23 protein-coding genes and 1 tRNA gene are annotated in these 22185 nt (G+C 59.4%); 16 read left to right on the top strand and 8 right to left on the bottom strand.

The features are described from left to right. The 8 genes from C9422_RS07710 (at position 1) to C9422_RS07675 (ending at position 10445) form a co-directional block, all read left to right on the top strand. The gene (locus C9422_RS07710) at positions 1 to 654 is read left to right on the top strand and encodes an urea amidolyase associated protein UAAP2 (RefSeq protein ID WP_116580225.1); all 654 of its coding nucleotides are present in this window, start codon (positions 1 to 3) and stop codon (positions 652 to 654) included. 262 nt (positions 655 to 916) lie between these two features. Beyond that, positions 917 to 4549 (top strand): urea carboxylase, encoded by a 3633-nt coding sequence (uca, locus tag C9422_RS07705; protein WP_116580224.1) that lies wholly within the window; start codon positions 917 to 919, stop codon positions 4547 to 4549. 25 nt (positions 4550 to 4574) lie between these two features. Continuing rightward, positions 4575 to 6353, top strand: a complete 1779-nt coding sequence (atzF, locus tag C9422_RS07700; RefSeq protein ID WP_116580223.1) for an allophanate hydrolase — start codon at positions 4575 to 4577, stop codon at positions 6351 to 6353. A 216-nt stretch (positions 6354 to 6569) separates the two neighbouring features. Further along, positions 6570 to 8063 (top strand): sensor domain-containing diguanylate cyclase, encoded by a 1494-nt coding sequence (locus tag C9422_RS07695; protein WP_116580222.1) that lies wholly within the window; start codon positions 6570 to 6572, stop codon positions 8061 to 8063. Continuing rightward, entirely contained in the window at positions 8050 to 8268 is a 219-nt protein-coding gene (locus C9422_RS07690) for a cysteine-rich CWC family protein (RefSeq protein WP_007979840.1), read from the top strand. Before C9422_RS07695 ends, C9422_RS07690 begins: the two co-directional genes overlap by 14 nt. A gap of 34 nt (positions 8269 to 8302) precedes the next feature. Further along, the gene (locus C9422_RS07685; RefSeq protein WP_116580221.1) at positions 8303 to 8995 is read left to right on the top strand and encodes a pseudouridine synthase; all 693 of its coding nucleotides are present in this window, start codon (positions 8303 to 8305) and stop codon (positions 8993 to 8995) included. A gap of 312 nt (positions 8996 to 9307) precedes the next feature. Next, positions 9308 to 10192, top strand: a complete 885-nt coding sequence (locus tag C9422_RS07680; RefSeq protein ID WP_116580220.1) for an alpha/beta fold hydrolase — start codon at positions 9308 to 9310, stop codon at positions 10190 to 10192. Positions 10193 to 10371: 179 nt separating this feature from the next. Then, positions 10372 to 10445: transfer RNA gene (locus tag C9422_RS07675), tRNA-Gly, on the top strand. 161 nt (positions 10446 to 10606) lie between these two features. Here the strand turns inward: C9422_RS07675 and C9422_RS07670 are convergent. Next, positions 10607 to 12253, bottom strand: coding sequence for a phosphoethanolamine transferase (locus tag C9422_RS07670; protein ID WP_116580219.1), 1647 nt, complete (start codon positions 12251 to 12253; stop codon positions 10607 to 10609). Between the two features lie 411 nt (positions 12254 to 12664). Here C9422_RS07670 and C9422_RS07665 point away from each other — a divergent pair, with 411 nt between their 5' ends. The 4 genes from C9422_RS07665 to C9422_RS07650 all read left to right on the top strand — a co-directional run bounded on the left by C9422_RS07665 (position 12665) and on the right by C9422_RS07650 (position 14904). After that, positions 12665 to 12844, top strand: coding sequence for a type II toxin-antitoxin system HicA family toxin (locus C9422_RS07665; RefSeq protein ID WP_077184214.1), 180 nt, complete (start codon positions 12665 to 12667; stop codon positions 12842 to 12844). Between the two features lie 38 nt (positions 12845 to 12882). Further along, complete coding sequence (locus C9422_RS07660; protein WP_007984688.1) at positions 12883 to 13290, top strand: type II toxin-antitoxin system HicB family antitoxin; 408 nt, start codon at positions 12883 to 12885, stop codon at positions 13288 to 13290. 440 nt (positions 13291 to 13730) lie between these two features. Further along, positions 13731 to 14000 (top strand): short-chain dehydrogenase, encoded by a 270-nt coding sequence (locus C9422_RS07655; protein ID WP_095966257.1) that lies wholly within the window; start codon positions 13731 to 13733, stop codon positions 13998 to 14000. Positions 14001 to 14175: 175 nt separating this feature from the next. Then, entirely contained in the window at positions 14176 to 14904 is a 729-nt protein-coding gene (locus C9422_RS07650; protein ID WP_116580218.1) for a bifunctional 2-polyprenyl-6-hydroxyphenol methylase/3-demethylubiquinol 3-O-methyltransferase UbiG, read from the top strand. A gap of 291 nt (positions 14905 to 15195) precedes the next feature. Here the strand turns inward: C9422_RS07650 and tam are convergent, their stop codons facing one another. Continuing rightward, the gene (tam, locus tag C9422_RS07645; protein ID WP_116580217.1) at positions 15196 to 15966 is read right to left on the bottom strand and encodes a trans-aconitate 2-methyltransferase; all 771 of its coding nucleotides are present in this window, start codon (positions 15964 to 15966) and stop codon (positions 15196 to 15198) included. Positions 15967 to 16120: 154 nt separating this feature from the next. Between tam and C9422_RS07640 the strand changes: the two genes are divergently transcribed. Continuing rightward, positions 16121 to 16531: a low affinity iron permease family protein gene (locus tag C9422_RS07640; protein WP_102699020.1), complete on the top strand. Its 411-nt coding sequence runs from the start codon at positions 16121 to 16123 to the stop codon at positions 16529 to 16531. A gap of 3 nt (positions 16532 to 16534) precedes the next feature. Here C9422_RS07640 and C9422_RS07635 read toward each other — a convergent pair whose 3' ends face one another. From C9422_RS07635 to fos, 5 genes are all read right to left on the bottom strand, one after another. Then, positions 16535 to 17038 (bottom strand): DUF4142 domain-containing protein, encoded by a 504-nt coding sequence (locus C9422_RS07635; protein WP_116580216.1) that lies wholly within the window; start codon positions 17036 to 17038, stop codon positions 16535 to 16537. A gap of 73 nt (positions 17039 to 17111) precedes the next feature. After that, a complete protein-coding gene (locus C9422_RS07630; protein ID WP_007976786.1) occupies positions 17112 to 17270 on the bottom strand; it encodes a KGG domain-containing protein in 159 nt (52 codons plus the stop codon). A 117-nt stretch (positions 17271 to 17387) separates the two neighbouring features. Next, complete coding sequence (locus tag C9422_RS07625; protein ID WP_116580215.1) at positions 17388 to 18734, bottom strand: GGDEF domain-containing protein; 1347 nt, start codon at positions 18732 to 18734, stop codon at positions 17388 to 17390. 79 nt (positions 18735 to 18813) lie between these two features. Further along, positions 18814 to 19452, bottom strand: coding sequence for a LysE family translocator (locus C9422_RS07620; protein WP_116580214.1), 639 nt, complete (start codon positions 19450 to 19452; stop codon positions 18814 to 18816). 64 nt (positions 19453 to 19516) lie between these two features. After that, positions 19517 to 19933, bottom strand: coding sequence for a fosfomycin resistance glutathione transferase (gene fos / locus C9422_RS07615; RefSeq protein WP_116580213.1), 417 nt, complete (start codon positions 19931 to 19933; stop codon positions 19517 to 19519). 199 nt (positions 19934 to 20132) lie between these two features. Between fos and C9422_RS07610 the strand changes: the two genes are divergently transcribed. Next, a complete protein-coding gene (locus tag C9422_RS07610) occupies positions 20133 to 20372 on the top strand; it encodes a CopG family ribbon-helix-helix protein (protein ID WP_007976777.1) in 240 nt (79 codons plus the stop codon). Next, positions 20362 to 20646: a type II toxin-antitoxin system RelE/ParE family toxin gene (locus C9422_RS07605; protein WP_116580212.1), complete on the top strand. Its 285-nt coding sequence runs from the start codon at positions 20362 to 20364 to the stop codon at positions 20644 to 20646. The genes C9422_RS07610 and C9422_RS07605 overlap by 11 nt, the downstream gene beginning before the upstream one ends. A gap of 13 nt (positions 20647 to 20659) precedes the next feature. Here the strand turns inward: C9422_RS07605 and C9422_RS07600 are convergent, their stop codons facing one another. Next, entirely contained in the window at positions 20660 to 21583 is a 924-nt protein-coding gene (locus C9422_RS07600) for a LysR family transcriptional regulator (protein ID WP_116580211.1), read from the bottom strand. A 77-nt stretch (positions 21584 to 21660) separates the two neighbouring features. Here C9422_RS07600 and C9422_RS07595 point away from each other — a divergent pair, with 77 nt between their 5' ends. Next, positions 21661 to 22149 (top strand): DMT family transporter, encoded by a 489-nt coding sequence (locus C9422_RS07595; protein WP_116580210.1) that lies wholly within the window; start codon positions 21661 to 21663, stop codon positions 22147 to 22149. The last annotated feature ends 36 nt before the right edge of the window (positions 22150 to 22185 follow it).

The raw sequence follows: 22185 nt of genomic DNA, 5'->3' as shown, positions 1-22185 counted from the left end.
ATGTCACTCGCAATCGCTACCGCTGCCGTTCACACAAACAGGCAACCAGACGCCGCGATCTACCGCGCCACCATCCCCGCCGGCGAACCCTGGCTGATGGAGGTCAAGGCCGGCCAGACCCTGCGCATCCTCGATCTGGAAGGCAATCAGGCCGTCGACACCTTGTTCTACAGCGTCGCCAATCCCAAGGAACGCTACGACGTGCAGCGCACGTTGCGCCGGCAGAACAGCGTGTACCTGAGCACCGGCAGCGTGCTGTATTCCAACCTCGGCAAACCGATGCTGACCATCGTCGCCGACACGTGCGGGCGTCACGACACCCTCGGCGGCGCCTGTGCGCAAGAGAGCAACACCGTGCGCTACGCCCTGGAGAAACGCTACATGCACAGCTGCCGCGACAACTACCTGCGCGCCTGTGTCCACGACGGACGCCTGGGCAAGGGCGACATCGGGCCGAACATCAACTTCTTCATGAACGTGCCGGTCACCGCCGACGGCGGCCTGACCTTCGAAGACGGGATTTCCGCGCCGGGCAAGTACGTCGACCTGCGCGCCGAGATGGACGTGATCGTGCTGATCTCCAACTGCCCGCAACTGAACAACCCGTGCAACGCCTACAACCCGACACCGGCGGAGCTACTGGTATGGAACTGAAACTCGCGCGTTTGCGCCGCTGGCTGTTCACCCTGTGCCAGGCCCGCTCCGGCCAATGCATTAAATAACCACCCCTGTAGGAGCTGCCGCAGGCTGCGATCTTTTGATTTGGCTTTTTCAAGATCAAAAGATCGCAGCCTGCGGCAGCTCCTACAGGGGGGCGTTTCAGTCATCCGGGACGGCCCGGGTGCATTTCGAAAAACTGCGGGACGGCCCGCATCCCAGTCGAGGCTGATGCGCAATCGCCTCCGGGGGTTATGCCATGTTCGAAAAAGTCCTGATTGCCAACCGTGGCGCCATTGCCTGCCGCATCCTGCGGACCTTGCGTGAACTGCACGTGCAGGGGGTCGCCGTTTACTCTGAAGCCGACGCGGCCAGCCTGCACATCCTGCAGGCCGACGAGGCGCACAGCCTCGGTGAAGGCGCGGCCGCCGGCACGTACCTGGCGGTCGATAAAATCCTCGCCATCGCCAAAGACAGCGGCGCCACCGCGATCCATCCCGGTTACGGCTTCCTCTCGGAAAACGCCACATTCGCCGAAGCCTGCGAAGCCGCCGACATCGCCTTCATCGGCCCGACACCGGAACAACTGCGGGTGTTCGGCCTCAAGCACACCGCTCGCGCCCTGGCCAGGCAACAGGGTGTGCCCATGCTTGAAGGCACCGAGTTGCTCGAGAGCCTCGACGCCGCATTGATCGCCGGTGAACAGGTCGGCTACCCGGTGATGCTCAAGAGCACCGCCGGCGGTGGCGGCATCGGCATGCGCGTGTGCCGCAGCGCGGCCGAGTTGAGCGAATCCTTCGAAGCGGTCAAACGCCTGGGCCAGAATAATTTCAGCGACGCCGGGGTGTTCATCGAGAAGTACATCCAGCGCGCCCGTCACCTGGAAGTGCAGGTGTTCGGCGACGGTCGCGGCGAAGTGATCGCCCTTGGCGTACGCGACTGTTCGGTGCAGCGTCGCAACCAGAAAGTCCTCGAGGAAACCCCGGCACCGAACCTGCCAGCGGGCATGGCCGATGAACTGTGCGCGGCGGCGATCAAACTGGCCAAAGCGGTGAACTACCGCAGCGCCGGCACCGTGGAGTTCGTCTTCGACAGCGAAGCCCAGCGCTTCTATTTTCTGGAAGTGAACACCCGTTTGCAGGTAGAACACGGCGTTACCGAACAGGTGTGGAGCGTCGACCTGGTGCGCTGGATGGTGCAACTGGCGGCCGGTGAGCTGCCGCCGCTGAGCGATCTGGTACAGGGCTTGAAGCCGCAGGGTCATGCGATTCAGGCGCGGTTGTATGCCGAGGATCCGGGGCGTGATTTCCAGCCAAGCCCCGGTTTGCTCACGGCGGTGAATTTCCCTGACGCCGATGGCAAACGACTGCGCATTGATACCTGGGTCGAAGCGGGCGGCGAGATCCCGCCGTATTTCGACCCGATGATTGCCAAGGTCATCAGTTGGGCGTCGACGCGCGAAGAGGCCGCTGAGGATCTGCATCAGGCACTGGGTGCCAGCCTGCTCTATGGCGTGGAAACCAACCGCGATTACCTGCGGCAGATCCTCCTGGATACGCCTTTCGCCAGTGGCCAGCCGTGGACCCGTTGCCTGGAAGGCCTGATCTATCAGGCCAACACGTTCGAAGTACTCAGCGCCGGTACGCAAACCAGTGTTCAGGATTATCCAGGGCGCCTCGGTTACTGGGCGGTCGGCGTGCCGCCGTCGGGGCCGATGGACAGTCGCGCCTTACGCCTGGGCAATCTGTTGTTGGCCAATGTCGAAGGTGCTGCGGCGCTGGAAATCACCATGAGTGGGCCGTTGCTGCGCTTCAATTGCGATGCGGTAATCGCGGTGACGGGCGCGGCGATTCCACTGGCGTTGAACGGTGAAACCGTGCCGATGAACACCGCGCTGCTGGTTCCGGCGGGCTCGACGTTGAGCCTGGGAACGATTGCCGGTGCGGGTGCGCGCAGCTACCTGTGCCTGCGCGGTGGCCTGCAAGTGCCGGATTATCTGGGCAGCAAAAGCACCTTCACCCTTGGTCAGTTTGGCGGGCATGGCGGTCGCGCACTGCGCGCCGGTGATGTGCTGCATGTGCCGGCGCTGAGCGACCGTAGCACCGGGGCGCAACTGCCTGAATCTCAGGTCAGCGAGTTGCCTGCCGTGCGGCAGATCCGCGTGATCTACGGCCCCCACGGTGCGCCGGAATACTTCACCGAAAGCTACATCGACACCTTCTTCGCTACCCAGTGGGAAGTGCATTTCAACTCCAGCCGCACCGGTGTGCGCCTGATCGGGCCGAAGCCTGAATGGGTGCGTGCCGACGGTGGTGAGGCGGGTTTGCATCCGTCGAACATTCACGACAATCCGTATGCGATTGGTGCAGTGGATTTCACCGGGGACATGCCGGTCATCCTCGGCCCGGATGGCCCCAGCCTCGGTGGTTTTGTGTGCCCGGTGACGGTGATCGAGGCGGACCTTTGGCAGCTTGGTCAACTGAAGGCCGGAGACAAAGTGCAGTTCATCCCGGTCGACATCAAGACCGCCCGCGATCTCGCCCGCAAATGGGATACCTGTGGGAGCTGGCTTGCCAGCGATGAGGCCCGATCAGACACCGCATCAACTTCATCGCTGGCAAGCCAGCTCCCACAGGGGATGGTGTCGCCTGTGGTGCTGGATATCGGTCTGGGAGATACGCGGCTGGTTGCACGGCTGTCGGGCGACACGCATTTGCTGCTGGAAATCGGCGCTCCCGAACTGGACCTGGTCCTGCGCTTCCGCGCCCACGCCCTCATGCAAGCCCTGGAAAGCCAGCACCTGCACGGCGTGATCGACCTGACGCCAGGCATCCGCTCACTGCAAGTCCACTACCAACCCGAACAACTGCCACTGGCCGACCTGCTCGGCATCGTCGCCGGCGAATGGGACGCGGTGTGCGCCGCCAAAGACCTGCAAGTACTCTCGCGCATCGTCCATCTGCCACTGTCCTGGGATGACCCCGCGTGCCAGTTGGCCATCGAGAAGTACATGACCACGGTGCGCAAGGACGCGCCATGGTGCCCGAGCAACCTGGAGTTCATCCGCCGCATCAACGACCTGCCGAACCTCGATGAAGTGCAACGCACGGTGTTCGACGCCAGTTACCTGGTGATGGGCCTGGGCGACGTTTACCTCGGCGCGCCGGTCGCCACCCCGCTCGATCCGCGCCATCGCCTGGTCACCACCAAGTACAACCCGGCGCGCACCTGGACCGCGGAGAACTCGGTGGGCATCGGTGGCGCGTACATGTGCGTCTACGGCATGGAAGGCCCCGGCGGTTATCAGTTTGTCGGGCGCACGCTACAGATGTGGAACCGCTACCGCGAAGTCGCCGCGTTCGATGGCAAGCCATGGTTGCTGCGGTTTTTCGACCAGATCCGTTTCTACCCGGTCAGCGCCGATGAATTGCTGCGCATTCGCCAGGATTTCCCCCTCGGGCGCTTCGACCTGAACATCGAGCACAGTCAGTTGAACCTGACGGATTACCAGGGGTTTCTGACGCAGGAAGCCGAGACCATCGGTGCGTTTCGCGAGCAGCAAAAAGGCGCGTTCAATGCCGAGCGTGAACGCTGGATCGCCAGCGGCCAGGCGCATTTCGACAGCGAAGAACCGGCCCCGGAGACGACCGAAGAGACGCCGCTGGCCAGCGGTCAACAGAGCGTCGACAGCCACATCGCCGGCAACCTCTGGCAGGTTCAGGTCGAGGTCGGCCACCGCGTCGCGGCCGGTGATGTGCTGGTGATCCTGGAGTCGATGAAGATGGAAATCCCCCTGCTCGCCCCCATGGCCGGCGTGGTGCGCGAGGTGCGCGTGCAACCGGGTTCGGCGGTGCGCGCCGGACAGCGCGTCGTGGTGCTGGAACTCGACTGAACCCATTTTGAAAAGGACTGACACCATGAGTATCAACCTGCAACTCGACGCCCTGCGCAGCGCCTACCGCGACGGCAGCCTCACCCCCCGGCAATTGCTGGCGAACCTGCGGGACAAAGCCGCCGCGTTGAATCCGGACTATCACCTGTTCATCCACCTGCTCAGCGCCGAGGAACTGGAGCCGTACCTCGCCGCCCTCGAGGGTCGCGACTTCGACAGCCTGCCGCTGTACGGCGTGCCATTCGCGATCAAGGACAACATCGACCTGGCGGGCATTCCAACCACAGCGGCGTGCCCGGCATTTGCCTACGTGCCGGAGCGTTCGGCGACCATCGTCGAGCAACTGCTGGCCCTGGGTGCGATTCCGTTGGGCAAGACCAACCTCGACCAGTTCGCCACCGGGCTCAACGGCAGCCGCTCACCCTATGGCGTGTGCCCCAACAGCGTGTTGCCGGAGTATCCGTCGGGCGGCTCCAGCGCCGGTTCGGCGCTGGCGGTGGCGCTCGGGGTCGCGAGTTTTTCCCTGGGTACCGACACCGCCGGCTCCGGGCGTGTGCCGGCGGCGTTGAACAACCTGGTCGGCATGAAAGCCACCAAGGGCCTGATCTCGACGGCCGGCGTGGTACCGGCCTGTCGTACGCTCGATTGCGTCACTACGTTCACCGCCACCGCGCGGGAGGCCAGCCGGTTGCTGGCGCTCACCGCACGCCTCGACCCACGGGACGAATACAGCCGCAGCAACCCGCTGTGGAACGACGGCTCGGCGTTCGGCACGCCACGGCCGTTCCGGTTCGGCGTGCCACGTGCACAGGACCTGCAATTCTTTGGCTGCCCTGAAGGCCCATTGTTGTTCGGTGATGCCATCGACCGTCTCAAGGCCTTGGGTGGCGAAGCGGTGGAGCTTGATCTGTCGCCGTTTCTGGAGGCCGCACGTTTGCTCTATGAAGGCCCGTGGGTGGCCGAGCGCTACAGCGTGGCCGGGGAGTTGATGGCACAAAACCCCGAGGCCGTGTTGCCGGTGATTCGCGCTGTATTGGCCAAGGCACCCGCCGTCGACGGCGTGCAGACCTTCCGTGCCCAATACCGGCTGCAAGCGCTCAAGGCACTGTGCGACACGGCGCTGGAAGGCCTCGATTGTGTCGTCACGCCCACCATCGGCCGCCCGGTGTCGCTGGCGGAACTCAAGGCCGAACCGGTACTGCGCAATTCGGACCTCGGCTACTACACCAACTTCATGAACCTGCTCGACTACGCCGCCGTCGCCGTACCCAGCGCGTTCATGGACAACGGCCTGCCATGGGGCGTGACTTTGTTTGGCCGGGCCTTCACCGATCAGTATCTGTTGAGCGTGGCGGATGCCTTGCAGCGCCAGCAAGGCCTGGCCGCTCCTGCACCGGCGCCGGTAGCCCGCCATGATCGGGCGCGGCTGGTGGTCTGCGGCGCGCACCTGGACGGGCTGGCGTTGAACTGGCAGCTCAGGCAGCGCGGCGCCCGGTTGCTGGAAACGACCTTCAGCTCGCCGGATTATCAACTCCATGCCCTGGCCGGCGGCCCGCCGTTGCGTCCAGGCATGGTCCGCGTGAAGGATGGCGGCGTGGCGATTGCGGTGGAAGTCTGGGAGATGCCCAGCCGAGAACTGGGTTCGTTCCTGACCGGGATTCCGGCACCGCTGGGACTGGGCAAGGTGCAACTGGCCGACGGCCGCTGGGAGAGCGGGTTTATCTGCGAGGCGTACGGGCTGGAGGGTGCGGTGAACATCAGTCATTTCGGCGGCTGGCGGATGTACCTGAAAACCCTCCCCTGACCCACCTCCCGTAGGAGCTGCCGCAGGCTGCGATCTTTTGATTTTGCTCTTTCAAGGATTAATAGAGAGCAGAGTCAAAAGATCGCAGCCTGCGGCAGCTCCTACAAGGACGGCGAGTAATCCATGGGAGCGACCATTCGCGGCGCATATGGGGCAGTTATTTCCCGGCAGTACCCTTAGAATGCTAGCCATCGGATGACTGCCAATGGAATTGCCATGCCGCTTCGCTCGCCGCTGTACTCTCAACGCTCGTTGGTGCTCACGCTGGTCGCATTGCTGGGTGCAGGCTTCCTCGCCACCTCCTTTCTCAGTTACTACGCTTCCCGGGCCTCGATCCGCGACAACATCGTCAACACCGAGCTGCCGCTGACCTCGGACACGGTCTACTCGGAAATCCAGAAAGACCTGGTCAGGCCGATCCTGATCTCCTCGATGATGGCCCGCGACACCTTCATGCGCGACTGGGTGGTCAACGGTGAAAAGGATTCCGACCAGATGACCCGGTACCTCAACGAGGTCATGACCCACTACGGCGCCTACACCGCCTTTTTCGTCTCCAACACCAGCCTGACTTACTACCACGCCAAGGGTGTGCTCAAGCAGGTCAAGGCCACCGAGCCCCGCGACGCCTGGTATTTCCGCGTGCGGGACATGAAGGATCCGTACGAAATCAACGTCGACCCGGACCTGGCCAACAAGGACAACCTGACCTTTTTCATCAACTACAAGGTCTACGACTACAACGCCCGGTTCATCGGCGCAGCCGGGGTTGGCCTGACCGTTGACGCCGTGATCAAGCTGATCGACAAGTACCAGCAGCGTTATCAACGCAGCGTGTACTTCGTCGACAACTTCGGACGCCTCGTACTGACAGGTGCCGAAGGCGGTCCGCAAGGTGCACGCATCGGGCAGAAACTCGGTGAGCTGGACAGCATGAAGGACCTGGTCAACCGGCTGCCAAAACCCCACAGCGGCAGCTACGAATATTCTGTGCAGGGCCAGGGGCACTTCCTCAATGTGCGGTTCATCCCGGAGCTGAACTGGTACCTGTTCGTCGACAAACGCGAGGACAGCGCCCTGGGTGAAATCCGCCAGTCGCTGTACCTCAACCTGCTGATCTGCCTGCTGGTCACGCTGACCGTGCTGGCCCTGCTCAACCAGGTCATCAAGCGCTTTCAGGACAGGATCCAGGCCCAGGCCACCCTCGACAGCCTGACCGAACTGCCCAACCGTCGCGGCTTCGACCTGTTGGCCATACAGGCCATGCAAGAAGCCCGGCGCGAGCCCAAACCGCTGACCGCCTTGCTGCTGGACCTCGACCGCTTCAAGGTGTTGAACGACACCTATGGCCACCTGGCCGGCGATCAGGTATTGAATGGCTTTGCCCAGGATCTGAAGAGCTGCCTGCGGCACTCCGACATCGTCTGCCGCTGGGGCGGTGAAGAGTTCATCGTGCTGCTCAAGGACACCGATGGTCAGACCGGTCTGATAATTGCCGAGAAAATTCGTCAGTACGTGGAGCAACAGCGCTACACCTACAACGGCCAGATCTTGCAAGTGACCGTCAGCATCGGCCTGACCACCCTGCAGCCCGATGACACCTTGCACACCCTGCTGTCACGGGCGGATCATGCGATGTACCGGGCCAAGCAAAGTGGCCGTAACCGAACCTGCGTGGAAATGGCTCACTCCATCCATGAACCAGCCTGACCTCTGCCCCGCCTGCGGCGCACCCAACGACTGCACCCTGGCCGACCCGCGAACCGCCGACCGCGCCTGCTGGTGCTACGGCGTCAGCATCGACCCGGCCGTGCTCCAGGCGCTGCCGGCGCAACTGCGCAACGCCTCGTGCCTGTGCCCGCGCTGCGCCGAGGTCGAGGCGCAGTTGCAAGCAGCGTCCGAATCGATCAAGTAAGATGCGCGGCCCTTTCTTCACTGATCCCTAAGTCATGCGTGTCGACCGATTCCTCAGCAACCTGCCGTGCTTCAACCGTAAGCAGGTGCGCCTGTTACTGGTGGAAAAACGCGTCAGGATCGACGGGAAAGTCGTCAGCGACCCGCACAGCGAAGTCCGCGAGTTCAGCCGCGTCGAAGTCGACAGCGACGTGCTGCAAGTCGGTAAGCCCCTGCGCCATTTCATGCTGCACAAACCTGCTGGATGCGTCAGCGCCACCCGGGATCCGCAGCACCCGACCGTACTCGATTTGATCCATGAGCCGGACAAGGACGAGCTGCACATCGCCGGGCGCCTGGACTTCAACACCACCGGCCTGATGCTGATCACCAACGACGGCAGCTGGTCGCGACGCCTGACCCAACCACAGACCAAACTGCCCAAGGTCTACTACGTCGAAACCGAACAGGACATCGGCCCTGAATACGCGATCAAGTTCAACGAAGGGCTGTACTTCGCCTTCGAAGACCTCACTACGCAACCCGCCGGGCTGCAGCTGCTCGGACCGAAATGCGCGCGCCTGAGCATCGTCGAAGGCCGTTATCATCAGGTCAAGCGCATGTTCGGCCACTTCAACAACAAGGTGATGCGCCTGCACCGCGAACGCATGGGCCCGCTGGCGCTCGACGATGCGTTGAAACCGGGCGAATACCGCCCACTGAGCGATGAAGAGATCGGATTGATCTAAGCCTGCGACCGCTCAGCAGAAGTTGTCGAACAATTTACCAAAGGCACTTGCGCGATGACGTGACCCCTGCTTGAATCAGGACGTCGGCCGAAATGTGACCGATGAGTCATCCCATACTTCTAAGAAACTTTTTGCCGGTAGGAACCCAAGGGTTCCGGCCTCACCCGGCAGACTGCCCGCCAATAACAATACCCGTCGACCGGACTGCAATGGATCGACATGGGCCTCTCAAATTCCAGGCGTATGCCTACCTGTCACAAAGCTCGTGCAATCTCTATTGCGCGCATACCCGCTTGCCAGGAGTCTTATGACATGAGGCCAGAAATCGCTGTGTTGGATATACAGGGTCAGTATCGGGTTTACACGGAGTTCTATCGCGCAGACGCCGCAGAGAAGACCATTATCCTGGTCAACGGCTCAATGGCCACGACTGCGTCGTTTGCACAAACCGTGAAAAACCTCCATCCGCAGTTCAACGTCGTCTGCTACGACCAGCCCTATGCAGGCCGGTCAAAAGCCCACAACCTGCACGAGAAATTGCTGACCAAGGAAGTCGAAGGGCAGATCCTCCTGGAGCTGATCGACCACTTCGCCGCCGAACACGTGCTGTCGTTTTCCTGGGGTGGCGCCGCGACCCTGGTCGCTTTGGCCCAACAGCCACGGCGCATCGAAAAAGCCGTGATCAGCTCGTTCTCCCCGGAGATCAACGCGCACATGCTCGACTACCTCGAGCGCGGCGTCGATTACCTCGGCAGCCGGGATGGCGACCGGGTCGGCAACCTGGTGAACAGCACCATCGGCAAACACCTGCCGACCCTGTTCAAGCGCTTCAACTATCGGCACGTCAGCAGCCTGGCCGATCATGAATACGGGCAGATGCACTTCCACATCAGCGACCTTCTGCACAGCGATCGCCAATGCTTTTTCAAAGCGGCGGAAAAAATCAACGTGCCGGTACTGTTCATGAACGGCGAATGGGACGAGTACACCGCCGCCGATGGCGCGCGGTTGTTCGCCAACCACGTACAACACGCCACCTTCACGACCCTTCAGGCCACCGGCCACTTTCTCGACATGGAACACAAAGCCGCCTGCCGAGACAGCCGCAACGCACTGATGGGGTTCCTGAAACCGGCCCAGCACGATAGCCGACCGCGTTACCACTACGTCCAGGACCACCATGCATTGGCACTCTGAAACAGAGTCATCGCGAGCAAACCCCGCCCTGCTGAATCAAACGTATTCCGCAGGCGCGAGGCTTGCCCGCGATCGACCGTCATGCGGTCCATGCATCGTTTCACCTGCGCTAAAGCCATCTGGGGCAAAGAAAAACTTCAAATCTCCGCGCGTATCTGGTACAAAGTCAGCCGCTCTGAGCGGGTGTCGTATAATGGCATTACTCCAGCTTCCCAAGCTGATAACGAGGGTTCGATTCCCTTCACCCGCTCCACTATTTCAAGGCTTTCAGCCGCGCCTGTACGCATCGTCAACGAGCTGAGGGCCACATTGAGGGACGTTCAGTCTCACCCTCAAGCGGCAGACCAAATCCTTCCCGCCCCATCCACGCCACGCCACTTCTTGCTGCCCCCGCCGAAAAACGATCTGGCCGGTTTAAAGTGCATCAAAATCAAACGCTGGAACATACCCTGTGCCGAGCAGGTATGGACATTTCGACGTCACAAAATCATTGCTAAGCAAATCATCCGAACTCTTATATTCACTCGTGAGAACACCAGTGAAATTTAAAAGTGTATGCGACAAGGACGAAATGCTAACTCTTTGATTCTCCCTCTCCTTCAATTTTGAAAGCTTGAGCGCTTGCTGGTCTGAAATATTATCGGATGCCCAGACAAACGCCGAAACCGGCAGATCATACTTATTGCCAATTCCATGACCCAACAACCCTCGGCTATCATCCATGATATTTTCGCCATGATCCGATGAATAAACCAATACCGATGGTTTTTTGCTCAACCTCAACTGTTCAATAATTGTGCTTAACAGCCAGTCCGTATACAAGATGGTATTATCATACTCCGCGGTCATTTTATCTTTTGCGCTATTGGTTGACGACTTGAATCTTTTGAAATCTTCAGGATACCGACGCGAGTAATCGAAATGACTGCCCTTGATATGGATAAATATGGCTTGTTTTTGCGCATCGCCTTTGTTTAATATTTTTTTATATTCCGGCATCAATACTCCATCATAGCTCCTTTCAAAATATTGCCAATTTTGTGCCTCTGCTGCTATTTGCGGAATGATTCCGCCGAAACTATCGACTTCCTGCACTGACAGCCAATAGGTCATGTAACCGGCTGCGCGATATATACCCACCAAGGATTTTTTTGACGCAATCGCATTCCAGTCCGATATGGGCTCAAGGCTGAGCATTGAGGGAACAGCGACCGCCGTATAGGGGGCTGTGGTACACATGCGATTGAACTTGTAAATCCCTGCCAGCTTGTCGAGATTTGGGGTGGTCTGCTTGTCATATCCGTAGAGAGACCAATTTTGCGGCCGCGATGACTCACCGATTACAAAAACAACAGTCTCTATATTTGACTCATTCGAAACACTGGTTATTTTCACCTCCGATTCCTGGCGCTGCTTGATAAAGTGCTCTGATTGCAAATACAGATGAGCCGTGAGGCCTATTTGCGACAAGTACCCGATGGGCGTGCTTTGATCTTTTGCAACGAGATCCAGTACCGCATGTTTCCCGAAAGAATTGACCTTGACCGTTTTATAAAAATACGCACCATACCCCAAAAGCAAAGCGCTAATGGCCAAAACGAAAAAAACCTTGTTTTTATATAACTCACGCTTATACAAGCCTATGAGTCCTGCCCCATAGCAAGCGACGAATATTATCAAAACGATGGTAAGCGGCCACCAATAAGTCGACAAAAAATCGCTTGCTTCCTTGTAGTTGTTCAAACCGATAAACACATAGGCCGCCGTGAATCTCGAGTTGAAATTCAGAACAAGGAATAGATCGACGACCGCCAACAAATAGAACGGAAACAGAACGACGTGAGTCTTGAATTGATTGAACGAAGCAAATCGAATCACCAAAAGCCACAACACTGAAATCGCTGCGGTATATATGGCCAACAAATCAAATTTCGAGTATCGATGGTTTGTGATCAGTCTAACTATCAGCGGTGACAACAAAAAAGCCCACAACACTAAATTCGGCCATTCCGCTTTAAAAACTCTTATTGTGTAATCGATGGCCTTTACCGATATTTTCATAGTTGAGCTGTTCTCGTCGAATACCCACCTGCTGCCCAAAGACTAGCTCAGTTGGCGTGTCGCGCCACGAGGCTCCCCCTCCATTCGCAACAGCGCGGAATCGACCCGCAAGACTTGGCGCTCGTTTAGTTTTGTGGCCATCGGGGGTCGCAGGCATAGGGATTCCCCTTCATCCGAAGGACCGATGTGACCGTTTTTTTGTGCCCGACATTTGTACGGCGCATTCACGGAAAAACCTCGAAATACACAAAACTGGTCATTACAGGCTTGCCCAAGACCTATGCCGCTGCGCCCTTCTAGACTCGATTTCTGTCGCTTATGTCGCCAAGCCGAGGATGGCTTGGTGGTTATAGTGTTGATTACAAAATTTCAGTAGGTATAGTAACCACAAGCACACCACAGGGAGGTGATGTGAATAGCCGATTTTTGATAAGCCAACTCGTTGCGGACGGCTGGTATCTGGTACGAATCAGAGGTAGCCATCATCACTTCAAGCATCCGACCAAGCCCGGGCTGGTGACGGTCCCTCACCCGAAGAAAGACCTGCTCAAGAAAACGGCCATCAGTATTTTGCAACAGGCGCTGCTCTAAGGAGCCCGACGCGCCAGCGTCCGCGGAGGACAATGAACATGCTGTACCCAATCGCTATTTCAATGGGCGACGAACAACACGCTTGGGGCGTGGAAGTCCCCGACATTCCGGGGTGCTTTTCCGCTGGGGAAGACCTGGATGACGCGATGGCCATGGCACGGGAAGCCATTGAAGGCCACTTCGAGATTCTAGCTGAAGATGGTTCGCCCATTCCCCCTGCCAACAAAGTGACCCTGCACGCAGCCAATCCAAAATACGCTGGGTGTGCATGGGCGCTGGTGGACATCGACGTCACCAAATATCTGGGCAAGGCCCAGAAGCTGAACATCACGTTGCCGGGCTACCTGCTCAACCGGATTGATGAGTACGTACTGCATCATCCGGAAGAGAAAAGCCGCTCGGGTTTTCTGGCATCGGCGGCACTCAAGGTGTTGCAACAGAGCTGAAAACCTTGCTTTTGACATGAATAAACCGGTCCCAAGTGGCCGGTTTTGTGGCCGGGATTGGGCAAAGTACTCCAAAAAGTCAGAGTGAAAGCCCGATTTTAAAAGGCATGCAGGCGATCAATGCCAGAAAAAGCAACGTCCTACACGACACTGGGAATTGTCCGTACACTTGCGCATTGCTGTGCCTTTGTCATGAGACCTATAGTCCGACCGCGCCCAAATGGCGTATCGGGTTTGGCGACTCGATGGCAAAGCATAGAAACCTCCGAGCCCTCTCGGAGCGTTTCTGGACGCACTTGGCTACCTGTTTATGGTGGCTGTGCGTGGGAGACCTTCGGGTCTACCGGTTTGCCTTGTCCCGGTTCGCCAACCTGCGTACAGCTACCACCCCTTGTTTGGCGACACTGAGTGGTGGTTCACCTCAATTCAAGGAATCACTCATAAATGAATACATGGCTTTAACCAGCAACGCCGACGATTTGCCCTCGCTGTTCGTCAACACCACACAACCCCTGCACTCACTGCTTAGCACCGCCAGCTACAGAATCCGGGCAGTAACGCAGCTTCTAGAAAACCTCGCAATGCGCGGCGACCTGACCTCTGACACCGTGGTGCTGAGCGACTTCGCATTGCTCTGCTGCGTGCCGTTGCGCGATGGTTGCGATGTGCTGGATGTGATCGCTCGACGCATGGACGCAGAACCGTCCTAAGATTGCACCGGGCGGCATGCTGTTGTTGCGAGGGAGCTTGTCGGATCGCCGCACCGTCCCGTTGGGTCGCGAAGCGACCCCGAACAGGGACTGCTGCGCAGTCCAACGGGAGCAAGCTCCCTCGCCACAGGAGCCTTCACTTATCATGTGAGTACTTCAACAGAGCAACCCGAACATGACCCAAAACATCTACGACGACCCTCAGTTTTTCCAGGGCTACAGCCAGATGGCCCGTTCCATCGGTGGTCTCGATGCCGCGCCGGAATGGCCGGCGCTGAAGGCCATGCTGCCACCCATGCAGGGTCTGAAGGTGGTGGATCTCGGTTGCGGTTACGGCTGGTTTTGTCGTTGGGCCAGTGAGCAAGGCGCTGACAGCGTGCTCGGTCTGGATGTTTCGCAAAAGATGCTGGAGCAGGCGCGCAAAACCACCGTCGCATCAAACATCCGTTATGAGCGCGCCGACCTGGAAGCCCTCGATCTGCCGGCCGGCGGTTTCGACCTGGCCTACAGCTCCCTGGCGCTGCACTACATCAAGGACTTGCCGGGGTTGTTCGCCCATGTCCACGCGGCGCTCAAGCCCGGTTCGCAGTTCGTGTTTTCCATCGAGCACCCGATCTTCATGGCACCGCGCAACCCTGGCTGGATCATCGATGCCGAGGGCCGCAAGGGTTGGCCGGTGGACGGCTATCAGCGTGAAGGCGAGCGCGTCACCAATTGGCTGGCTGACGGCGTGATCAAGCAGCATCGCACCATTGGCACCTTGCTCAACCTGCTGATTGCAGCGGGTTTCAGCATCCGCCATGTCAACGAATGGGGGCCGAGCGATGCCGAGGTGGCGACGCAACCGGCGCTTGCCGAAGAGCGCGAGCGGCCGATGATGATGTTGGTCGGTGTTCAGCGCTGAGCCACGCTCGTATCTTTTGCGTATAGATCCGGGCACGGGAATAAAGAAACCGTAGCGCGACGTTAAGCCCGGAAACAGATCCCTTATTCTCCCGGCTCATCCATCGCACAGAGATCGACATGCACAATTCAGAGTTGGGAATCATGATCATTTCATTGATCGGGTTGTTCGGCTTTGCCTCGTTTGCTTTTGAATACTTGAGCGCCCGACGCTCGAAAAAAAACAAACTGCCGTGATTGTCCCAAGCGATAAAAGAGACAGGTGACGCGCATCAACTGTCCCTTTTTCACATCAGCGGGTCGCGACGATGAACAGTCGCGGAAACGGCAACAGCACCGAACCATCGGCCAAGGCCGGATACGCCCGCTCGATAGACACCTGGTATTGCTTCAGATACTGCGCCCGTTCCGCCTCGTCCAGCGGTTCCAGAAACGGCCGCAAGCCACTGCCCTTGAACCACTCAACCACGCCAGACGCGCCGCCCACGAGCGGATGATAGTAGGTGGTGCGCCACACATCGACGCGTGAGCAACAGGCCTTGAGTATCGAGTAATAACCACTGGCATCGGCCATCTCGGTCCGCTGCCCCGCGGCGCCTGCCAGTTTGCCGGCCCATGGACCGTCAGCGGCGACTTCACGCATCAAGCGGTGCGAAGGTTCATTCAGGTTGTCGGGCATCTGGATCGCCAGGCTGCCACCCGGTGCCAATTTACTCACCAGTGAAGGAAACAGCGCCGCGTGATCGGGCAGCCACTGCAACACTGCGTTGGCGAAAATCACATCGAAGGGGCCTGCGTCGTTCCAGGTGTCGATGTCGGCGATATCGAACTGCACCTGTGGCAAGCGCTTGCGTGCGGCCTCGATCATGTCGGTCGAACTGTCCAGGCCGCGGACCGTGGCGCTGGCAAAACGCTCGACCAGCAACTCGGTGGAGTTACCGGGGCCGCAACCGATATCGATGGCCGAACGCACATCCCCGGCGGGGATGGCCGCCAGCAGGTCACGGGCGGGACGGGTGCGTTCATCTTCAAAAGCGACGTACTGTTTGGCGGACCAACTCATTGCGTTCTCCTGTCGGTGCGTTGTCCTCGGGTCGCTACGATACCGCGGCAAGCGCTGCCAAAGGTTTCAGAAAACCACCTTTTCAATCACGTCGAATTTTCCTCCCACCGTCGCTGTCACAAATTCAGGCGTCCTCCCTATAAGGAACACGGTCATGAAGTTCGCAAAAATCGCGCAGAAACTCGCCCTCTGGGCCGGTAGCCCCAAGACGTTCCTGGGGGCGATCACTCTGATTTGTCTGTGGGGGCTGAGCGGGCCGATTTTTCATTTCAACGATACGTGGCAGCTGATTATCAATACCTCGACCACGATCATCACGTTCCTGATGGTGTTCCTGATCCAGAACACACAGAACCGTGACACGGACATTTTGCATTTGAAGGTCGATGAGTTGCTTCGGGTGACGAAAGAGGCGCAGAACGCGATGCTCGGGCTTGAAGCGCTGGACCTCAAGGAGCTGGAGAAGCTGAGAAAGCACTATCGCAGCCTTGGCGAAGGCCTGACCATTGACCTGGACGGCACCGTCGTCCAGGAAAAAGGTCAGCAAAACCTGAAGAATTGCTGATGATCAGCTTCTGGCTTGCAGGGCCTTGGCCATTTGCAGATGATTTTGCAATTTTGGCAGGGTTTCTTCGGCGAACGCCTTGATTTGCGGCACGTCGGTGGTCTGTGCTTCCTGCTGCAACCGTTCGATGGCTTCCTGCGTGGTCTTCACCTGGCTGGCTGCATAGGCCTCATCGAAGGTCGCCCCCTCCATGGCTTGTGGCATCAGGGCTTTGGCCTTTTCGACAATTTCTTCCCGCGGCGCTACCGGCAAATCCAGTTGTCTGGCGATTTTCGCCAGGTGCTGGTTCGCCGTGGTGCGGTCGTTGATGACGACGATGGTGTAGTCCTTGACCTCTTTGGATTCGGACTTCTGGTGTGCCAGGCGACTGGCCTCGATGTCAGCCATGCCTTGGGCCGACGCATCGTCGATGAATTCGGCGGGGGACTGGGCGAAGACGTTGCTGGCAAACAGGCCCAGTAACGTGGCAAAACTGGCATTACATAATCGGGTGGCCATCCGTTTCATGGTCGCGCCCTCCTTTTTCAAATTCAAACGGGAGCTTGCGCCCCCGCTTCTCAATCAAAACCACCTGCATCCATTACTTGGATTTCTGTCCGGGCTTGCGGCCCATGTCGGGTTTCGCAGGTTCTTTATCGACAGTCGTGGTGGTGGTTTTCCCACCCTTGCGACCGGCTTCAGAAGCCTTCGTTCGATCGTTGGCGAAGTTTCCCGAGTTCGAGTTTCTTGAATTAGGCATGATTCTCTTCCTCTTGGTGGTAGTCGCGGCGAGCTGACGCCCGCATAGAATCTGAATTTGCGCGTGCCAAAAGGTTTAGAAAAATGCATGGATAGCACGACGAACGGTGCCCGGTGGTCAGACCATTCGCAGGTGATGCTCACGTTTAGCGCAGTACATCGCCTCGTCGGCATGCCGGAACAACTGCTTCTCTTCGGTGCCGTGATCGGGGTATCGGGCGACGCCGATGCTGGGATGGATGCTCAGGTTGTGCCCGTCCAGACGCAGGGGCCGGGCCAGGACCTGACGGATTTTTCCGACCACGATGTCGGTATCGTCTGCGGCATGAATGCTGTGCAGCAACACCACGAATTCATCGCCGCCAATGCGGGCCACGGTGTCGGTTTCCCGCACGCAGCCCTTGAGCCGGTTGGCCACCGCTTGCAGCAGCATGTCGCCGACCGCATGACCATGGGTGTCATTGACTTGTTTGAAGCGGTCGAGGTCGACGTACAGCAGGGCCATGCGCCCGCCGTCCATGCGGGCCAATTGCAACGACGCCTTGAGGCGGTCGCGCAACAGCTCACGGTTGGGTAACTGGGTCAGTTGGTCGTACTGGGCCATGTGTTGCAGGCGGGCGTGCAACTGCTTGCGCTCGATGGCTGTCGCGACCTGGGCGCAGACATACTGCAGCAGTTCCTTGTCCTGCTCGGTGTAGCGCTCGCCACCCGGAACGCTTTTGACGATCAACGCGCCGATGGTGCCGTTTTGCGAGTTCAGCGGCACACCCAGCCAGCAGGGTGCGTTCCGCCCGGTCATCAGGGCTTCGAAGCCGGCAGGCGGCGTGCACGGGTCCGGGTTCAACAGGATCGGCTGCCCCGTGCGGATCACTTCGGTGCACACCTGCCCGGTCATGGTTCCGGGCAGTTCGGGTTGTGGCTCCTGGTCATCGACGTGATAAGGGAAATTCAACTGCGCACAGTGCTCGTCGTACAGCGCCACGGAAAAATTCAGCGCCGGCAGCCACTCGCCGATGATCATGTGGATGCGCCTGAACAACGCCAGCAGATCCTCCGCCGCGTGGGCTGCTTCGGATATCGCATACAACGCGGCCTGCCGGGATTCGGCCTGCTTGCGCTCAGTGATGTCGCGGGCCACGGCAATGCGTAACTGGTCGACCTCGGACCAACGTGCCGACCAGAGGATGTGCACCACACGGCCATCCTTGCGCAGGTAGCGGTTTTCGAAGTTGAGCTTGGGCTCGCCGCCCATGATTTCCCGGGCGGCATCGAGGGTACGCATGCGATCTGCGGGGTGCACCATGTCGATCATCAGCTGACCGATCATTTCATCGGCGCTGTAGCCGAAAATGCGCTCGCACGCCGCACTGACAAAGACGAAGCGGCCCTGCTTGTCCACCGCACAAACGGCGTCCAGCAACAGATCGATATAGCTCGCCAGTGGCGCGGAATTACGGTTTTCCATGGTTCAGCGTGGGTGTCCCGATAATGCAGCGCTCATCAATCATCCCTGCCCGGTCGGCCTTGCTTCCCTGTCATCACTTTCAAGCCTTGTTCGGCATCAGCCCCGGCAACGCATGGACCAGCGCGTTGATGGCAAAGCCGATGAACATTACCCCGCACAACCGGGTGATCGCCAGTTCATGACGTTGATACAAGGTGCGCACCCGCCGTGCCCCAACGATGCCGATGAGAATAGCGTAGGCAAGCAATCCACCGACGAAGCTCAGGCCGATCAGTGCCGGCAGCATTGACCAATTGAGCAGTTCCGCGCGGCTCGACAACAGCGCCGTGAATGTCGCCACCGCCACCGGATAAGCCTTGGGATTGGTCAGGCCGAACAGAATGCCATGCCAGAACGGCTGCCGCGCCGGGCCCTGTGGCGAATCGCCATTGCTGCGCCGGGCACGCACCGCACGCCAGCCGAGCCAGAACAGGTACAGGCCACTGAGCACCCCCAGCACGTCGAACGCGGTGCTGCCGATCTCCCGCGCACCGACAATCGCGATCAACGCCGTGCTGCACCACACCACATCGCCGAGCAAATGCCCGCACAGAAACCCCGCCCCGGCCCGTCGCCCATGGGCCGCGCCAATGCCGAACACCGCCAGCACGCCCGGTCCCGGGGTGATGCCGTAGATAAAACCCGAGGCAAGCACGGCCATTAGTAGCGATGGGGTCATGGGAAGTCCTTGTGTACTGCTGGGTGAATGGTGGCCAGTCTATATCAGGTCCCGCAACATCGACTTACAGATCTTCGAAGAACTTCATCCCCGCATACGGCCGCTGCCGGCAGGCCGTCAGGCGCGACGCCAGATCACCCACATGGGCTTCCAGCTTGTGGCCATCCGGGTCGAGGAAGTAGAACGATGCGCCCTCACTGCGGTTGTCGCGCCACTCCTGCACCCCGGCGGATCGCAGGTGCTCGACGAAACGCGGAAAATCCGCCGCATCGAGGCTGAAAGCGTAATGGGTGTAGTCGGCGGCGGGATCGGGATCGCGTTGCGGGTCGAAGGAGAGGCACAACCACAACCCCGGCAGCGACAGGTAGGCGCCGGTATCCCAGGTGGCTTCGAGGTGCAGTTGCAGGAGGTTCCGGTAGAACGCCACGCTGCGGTTCAGGTCGGTGACGGCGAAGGTCAGGTGGTTGAGGCCTGTGAGCATGGGATAAAAGACCTTTGAGGTTTCAGGTGCGACGCAGGTTTCACCTAGGGGCTGGCAACGAAAAACGTCTAGATCTGCACGCGGCAGATGGAAGGGCTCAACACTACCGCAAGTTTTGTTACGACAGACGAACGGGGCGGCCTCCCCCCTGCATGACACTGTAGTATGTTGTATTACAAACCACTACATCGAGACCGCCATGTCCACCATGTCCTTGCGCCTGCCAGACGAAATCGCCGATACCCTCGCCAGTCTTGCCAAGGCCACTGGCCGCAGCAAGTCGTTCCTCGCAGTCGATGCCTTGCGCGAATATCTCGCGAGGGAAGCATGGCAAATCGAAGAAATTCAGAAAGCGCTGAAAGAAGCCGATGCCGGCGACTTCGCCTCGTCAGACGAGGTCAGTGCGATTGCTGATAAGTGGGTAAGCAATGCGCGTTGAGTGGCTGCGTACTGCACTCAAGAACCTTGATGAAGAAGCCGCTTACATTGCGATAGAGAACCCAAAGGCAGCCGCAGATTTCGTACAAGCCATTCTCGCCAGTGTCGATCACCTTGTGCGCTTTCCGGCGACAGGCCGGGAAGGTCGATTGCCCGGTACTCGTGAATGGATTTTGCCCGATCGCCCCTATCTGATTCCGTATCGAGTTCGCCAAGGTCGTCTGCAAGTGCTCAGGGTCTTCCACACTCGACGCCTTCCCCCCATCCATTGGTGATTCCAGCGAATCGTCACCCCCGAAAATAAACCCCGTCTACACCTGCACCCATCCGCTCATTCAGCCAGTTCAACGCTTGGTCTGCGCCCCGCCGTTTATGCCACGCCAACACAAAGGTGAACGACGGAATATCAAAGGGTGGCGGCACGACGATCAACGACTGCTCATCGATTTCGCGCAAGCCGCGCGAGGCGACGGTGAGGATCAGGTCGGTACCGCTGATGCATTCCGGGGCCACGCTCCAGTGCGGCAGGCTGACAGCCACACGCCGACGCTCGCGCATTGCGGTCAACGCGCGCTCGATTTCCGGGGTGCCGCTGCCGCGCATTTCCAGCAGCACATGGGGTCGAGCCAGGTAGGTGGGCAGGTCGAGCACACCGTCGGCGGGCAGGCTTTTGCGGTCCACCAGGCAGGCGTAGTGCTCTTCGAACAGCGGCGTGCTGCGCAATTCATTGGGCATTTCCGGGAACACACCCATAGCGATGTCAATATCACCGTTGAGCACGCCGTCGAGCATGCTTTCGCGGCTGCCATGGCTGATTTGCAGGTCGATACCCGGCGCTTCGCGGCGCAAGGTCCGGATCAGTCCCGGCAGGACAATGGCGGCGCCATAGTCGGACATCGCCAGGCGGAAGATGCGCCTGGCGGTAGCCGGATCAAACGCGTTCGGCGCCAGCAGCGCTTGCACCTGGGCCAGGGCTTCGGCCAGCGGTGCCACCAGTTCCAGCGCTCGCGGGGTCGGAACAAGGCCGGCTCCGGCGCGCACCAGCAGCGGATCGCCAAGCAGGTCGCGCAATCGCGCCAGCGCATGACTGACCGCGGGCTGGCTCAAATGCAAACGCTCGGCAGCGCGGGTTACGTGTTGCTCGGTGAGCAAGGCGTCGAGGATCACCAGCAGGTTGAGGTCGATGCGTCGAAGATCATTCATCTGCTGCATGTTCTGGATAACAAAACGGAATTTAAATCTGCGCGACGAATACTCTAGAGTCCAGCAAAACCTGTGGGAGAACGATCATGAGTACATTGCACTGGGCCGCTCTGGTGGTGCTGGCAATGATTGCCGGGGCGGTGGTGCCGTTTCAGAGCGCGATCAACGTCAACCTCGGGCGCGGGTTGGGCCATCCGTTATGGGCGACGCTCGCCTCGTTGCTGGTGAGCGTTATCGTGCTGTTGCCGATCGTCGTTGCGCTGCGCTTGCCGTTGCCATCACAGGCCTTTATCGGCAAGGCGCCGCTGTGGATGTGGGCGGGGGGCGCTTTTGGAGTGTGCTTCATTTCCCTGGCATTGGTGCTGCTGCCCAGGCTCGGTGCCGCGGGGTTCATGGCATTGGCGCTGGCGGGGCAAGTGGTGGCGTCGTTGTTGCTGGATCACTTCGGCTGGTTTGGCCTGGTGGAGCGGCAGGTCACCTTGCCCAAGGTGTTCGGGGTGGTGCTGTTGATGGGCGGCGTGGTGTTGATTCAGTTCAGTGACACTGTGCAAAAAGCGATGACAGCGACGTCTTGAAGATCAAAAGATCGCAGCCTCCGGCAGCTCCTGCGG

This window comes from Pseudomonas sp. B1(2018) (assembly GCF_003097365.1).
Lineage (GTDB): Bacteria > Pseudomonadota > Gammaproteobacteria > Pseudomonadales > Pseudomonadaceae > Aquipseudomonas > Aquipseudomonas laurylsulfatiphila.
This window is presented reverse-complemented; position numbering and strand designations above follow the sequence as displayed.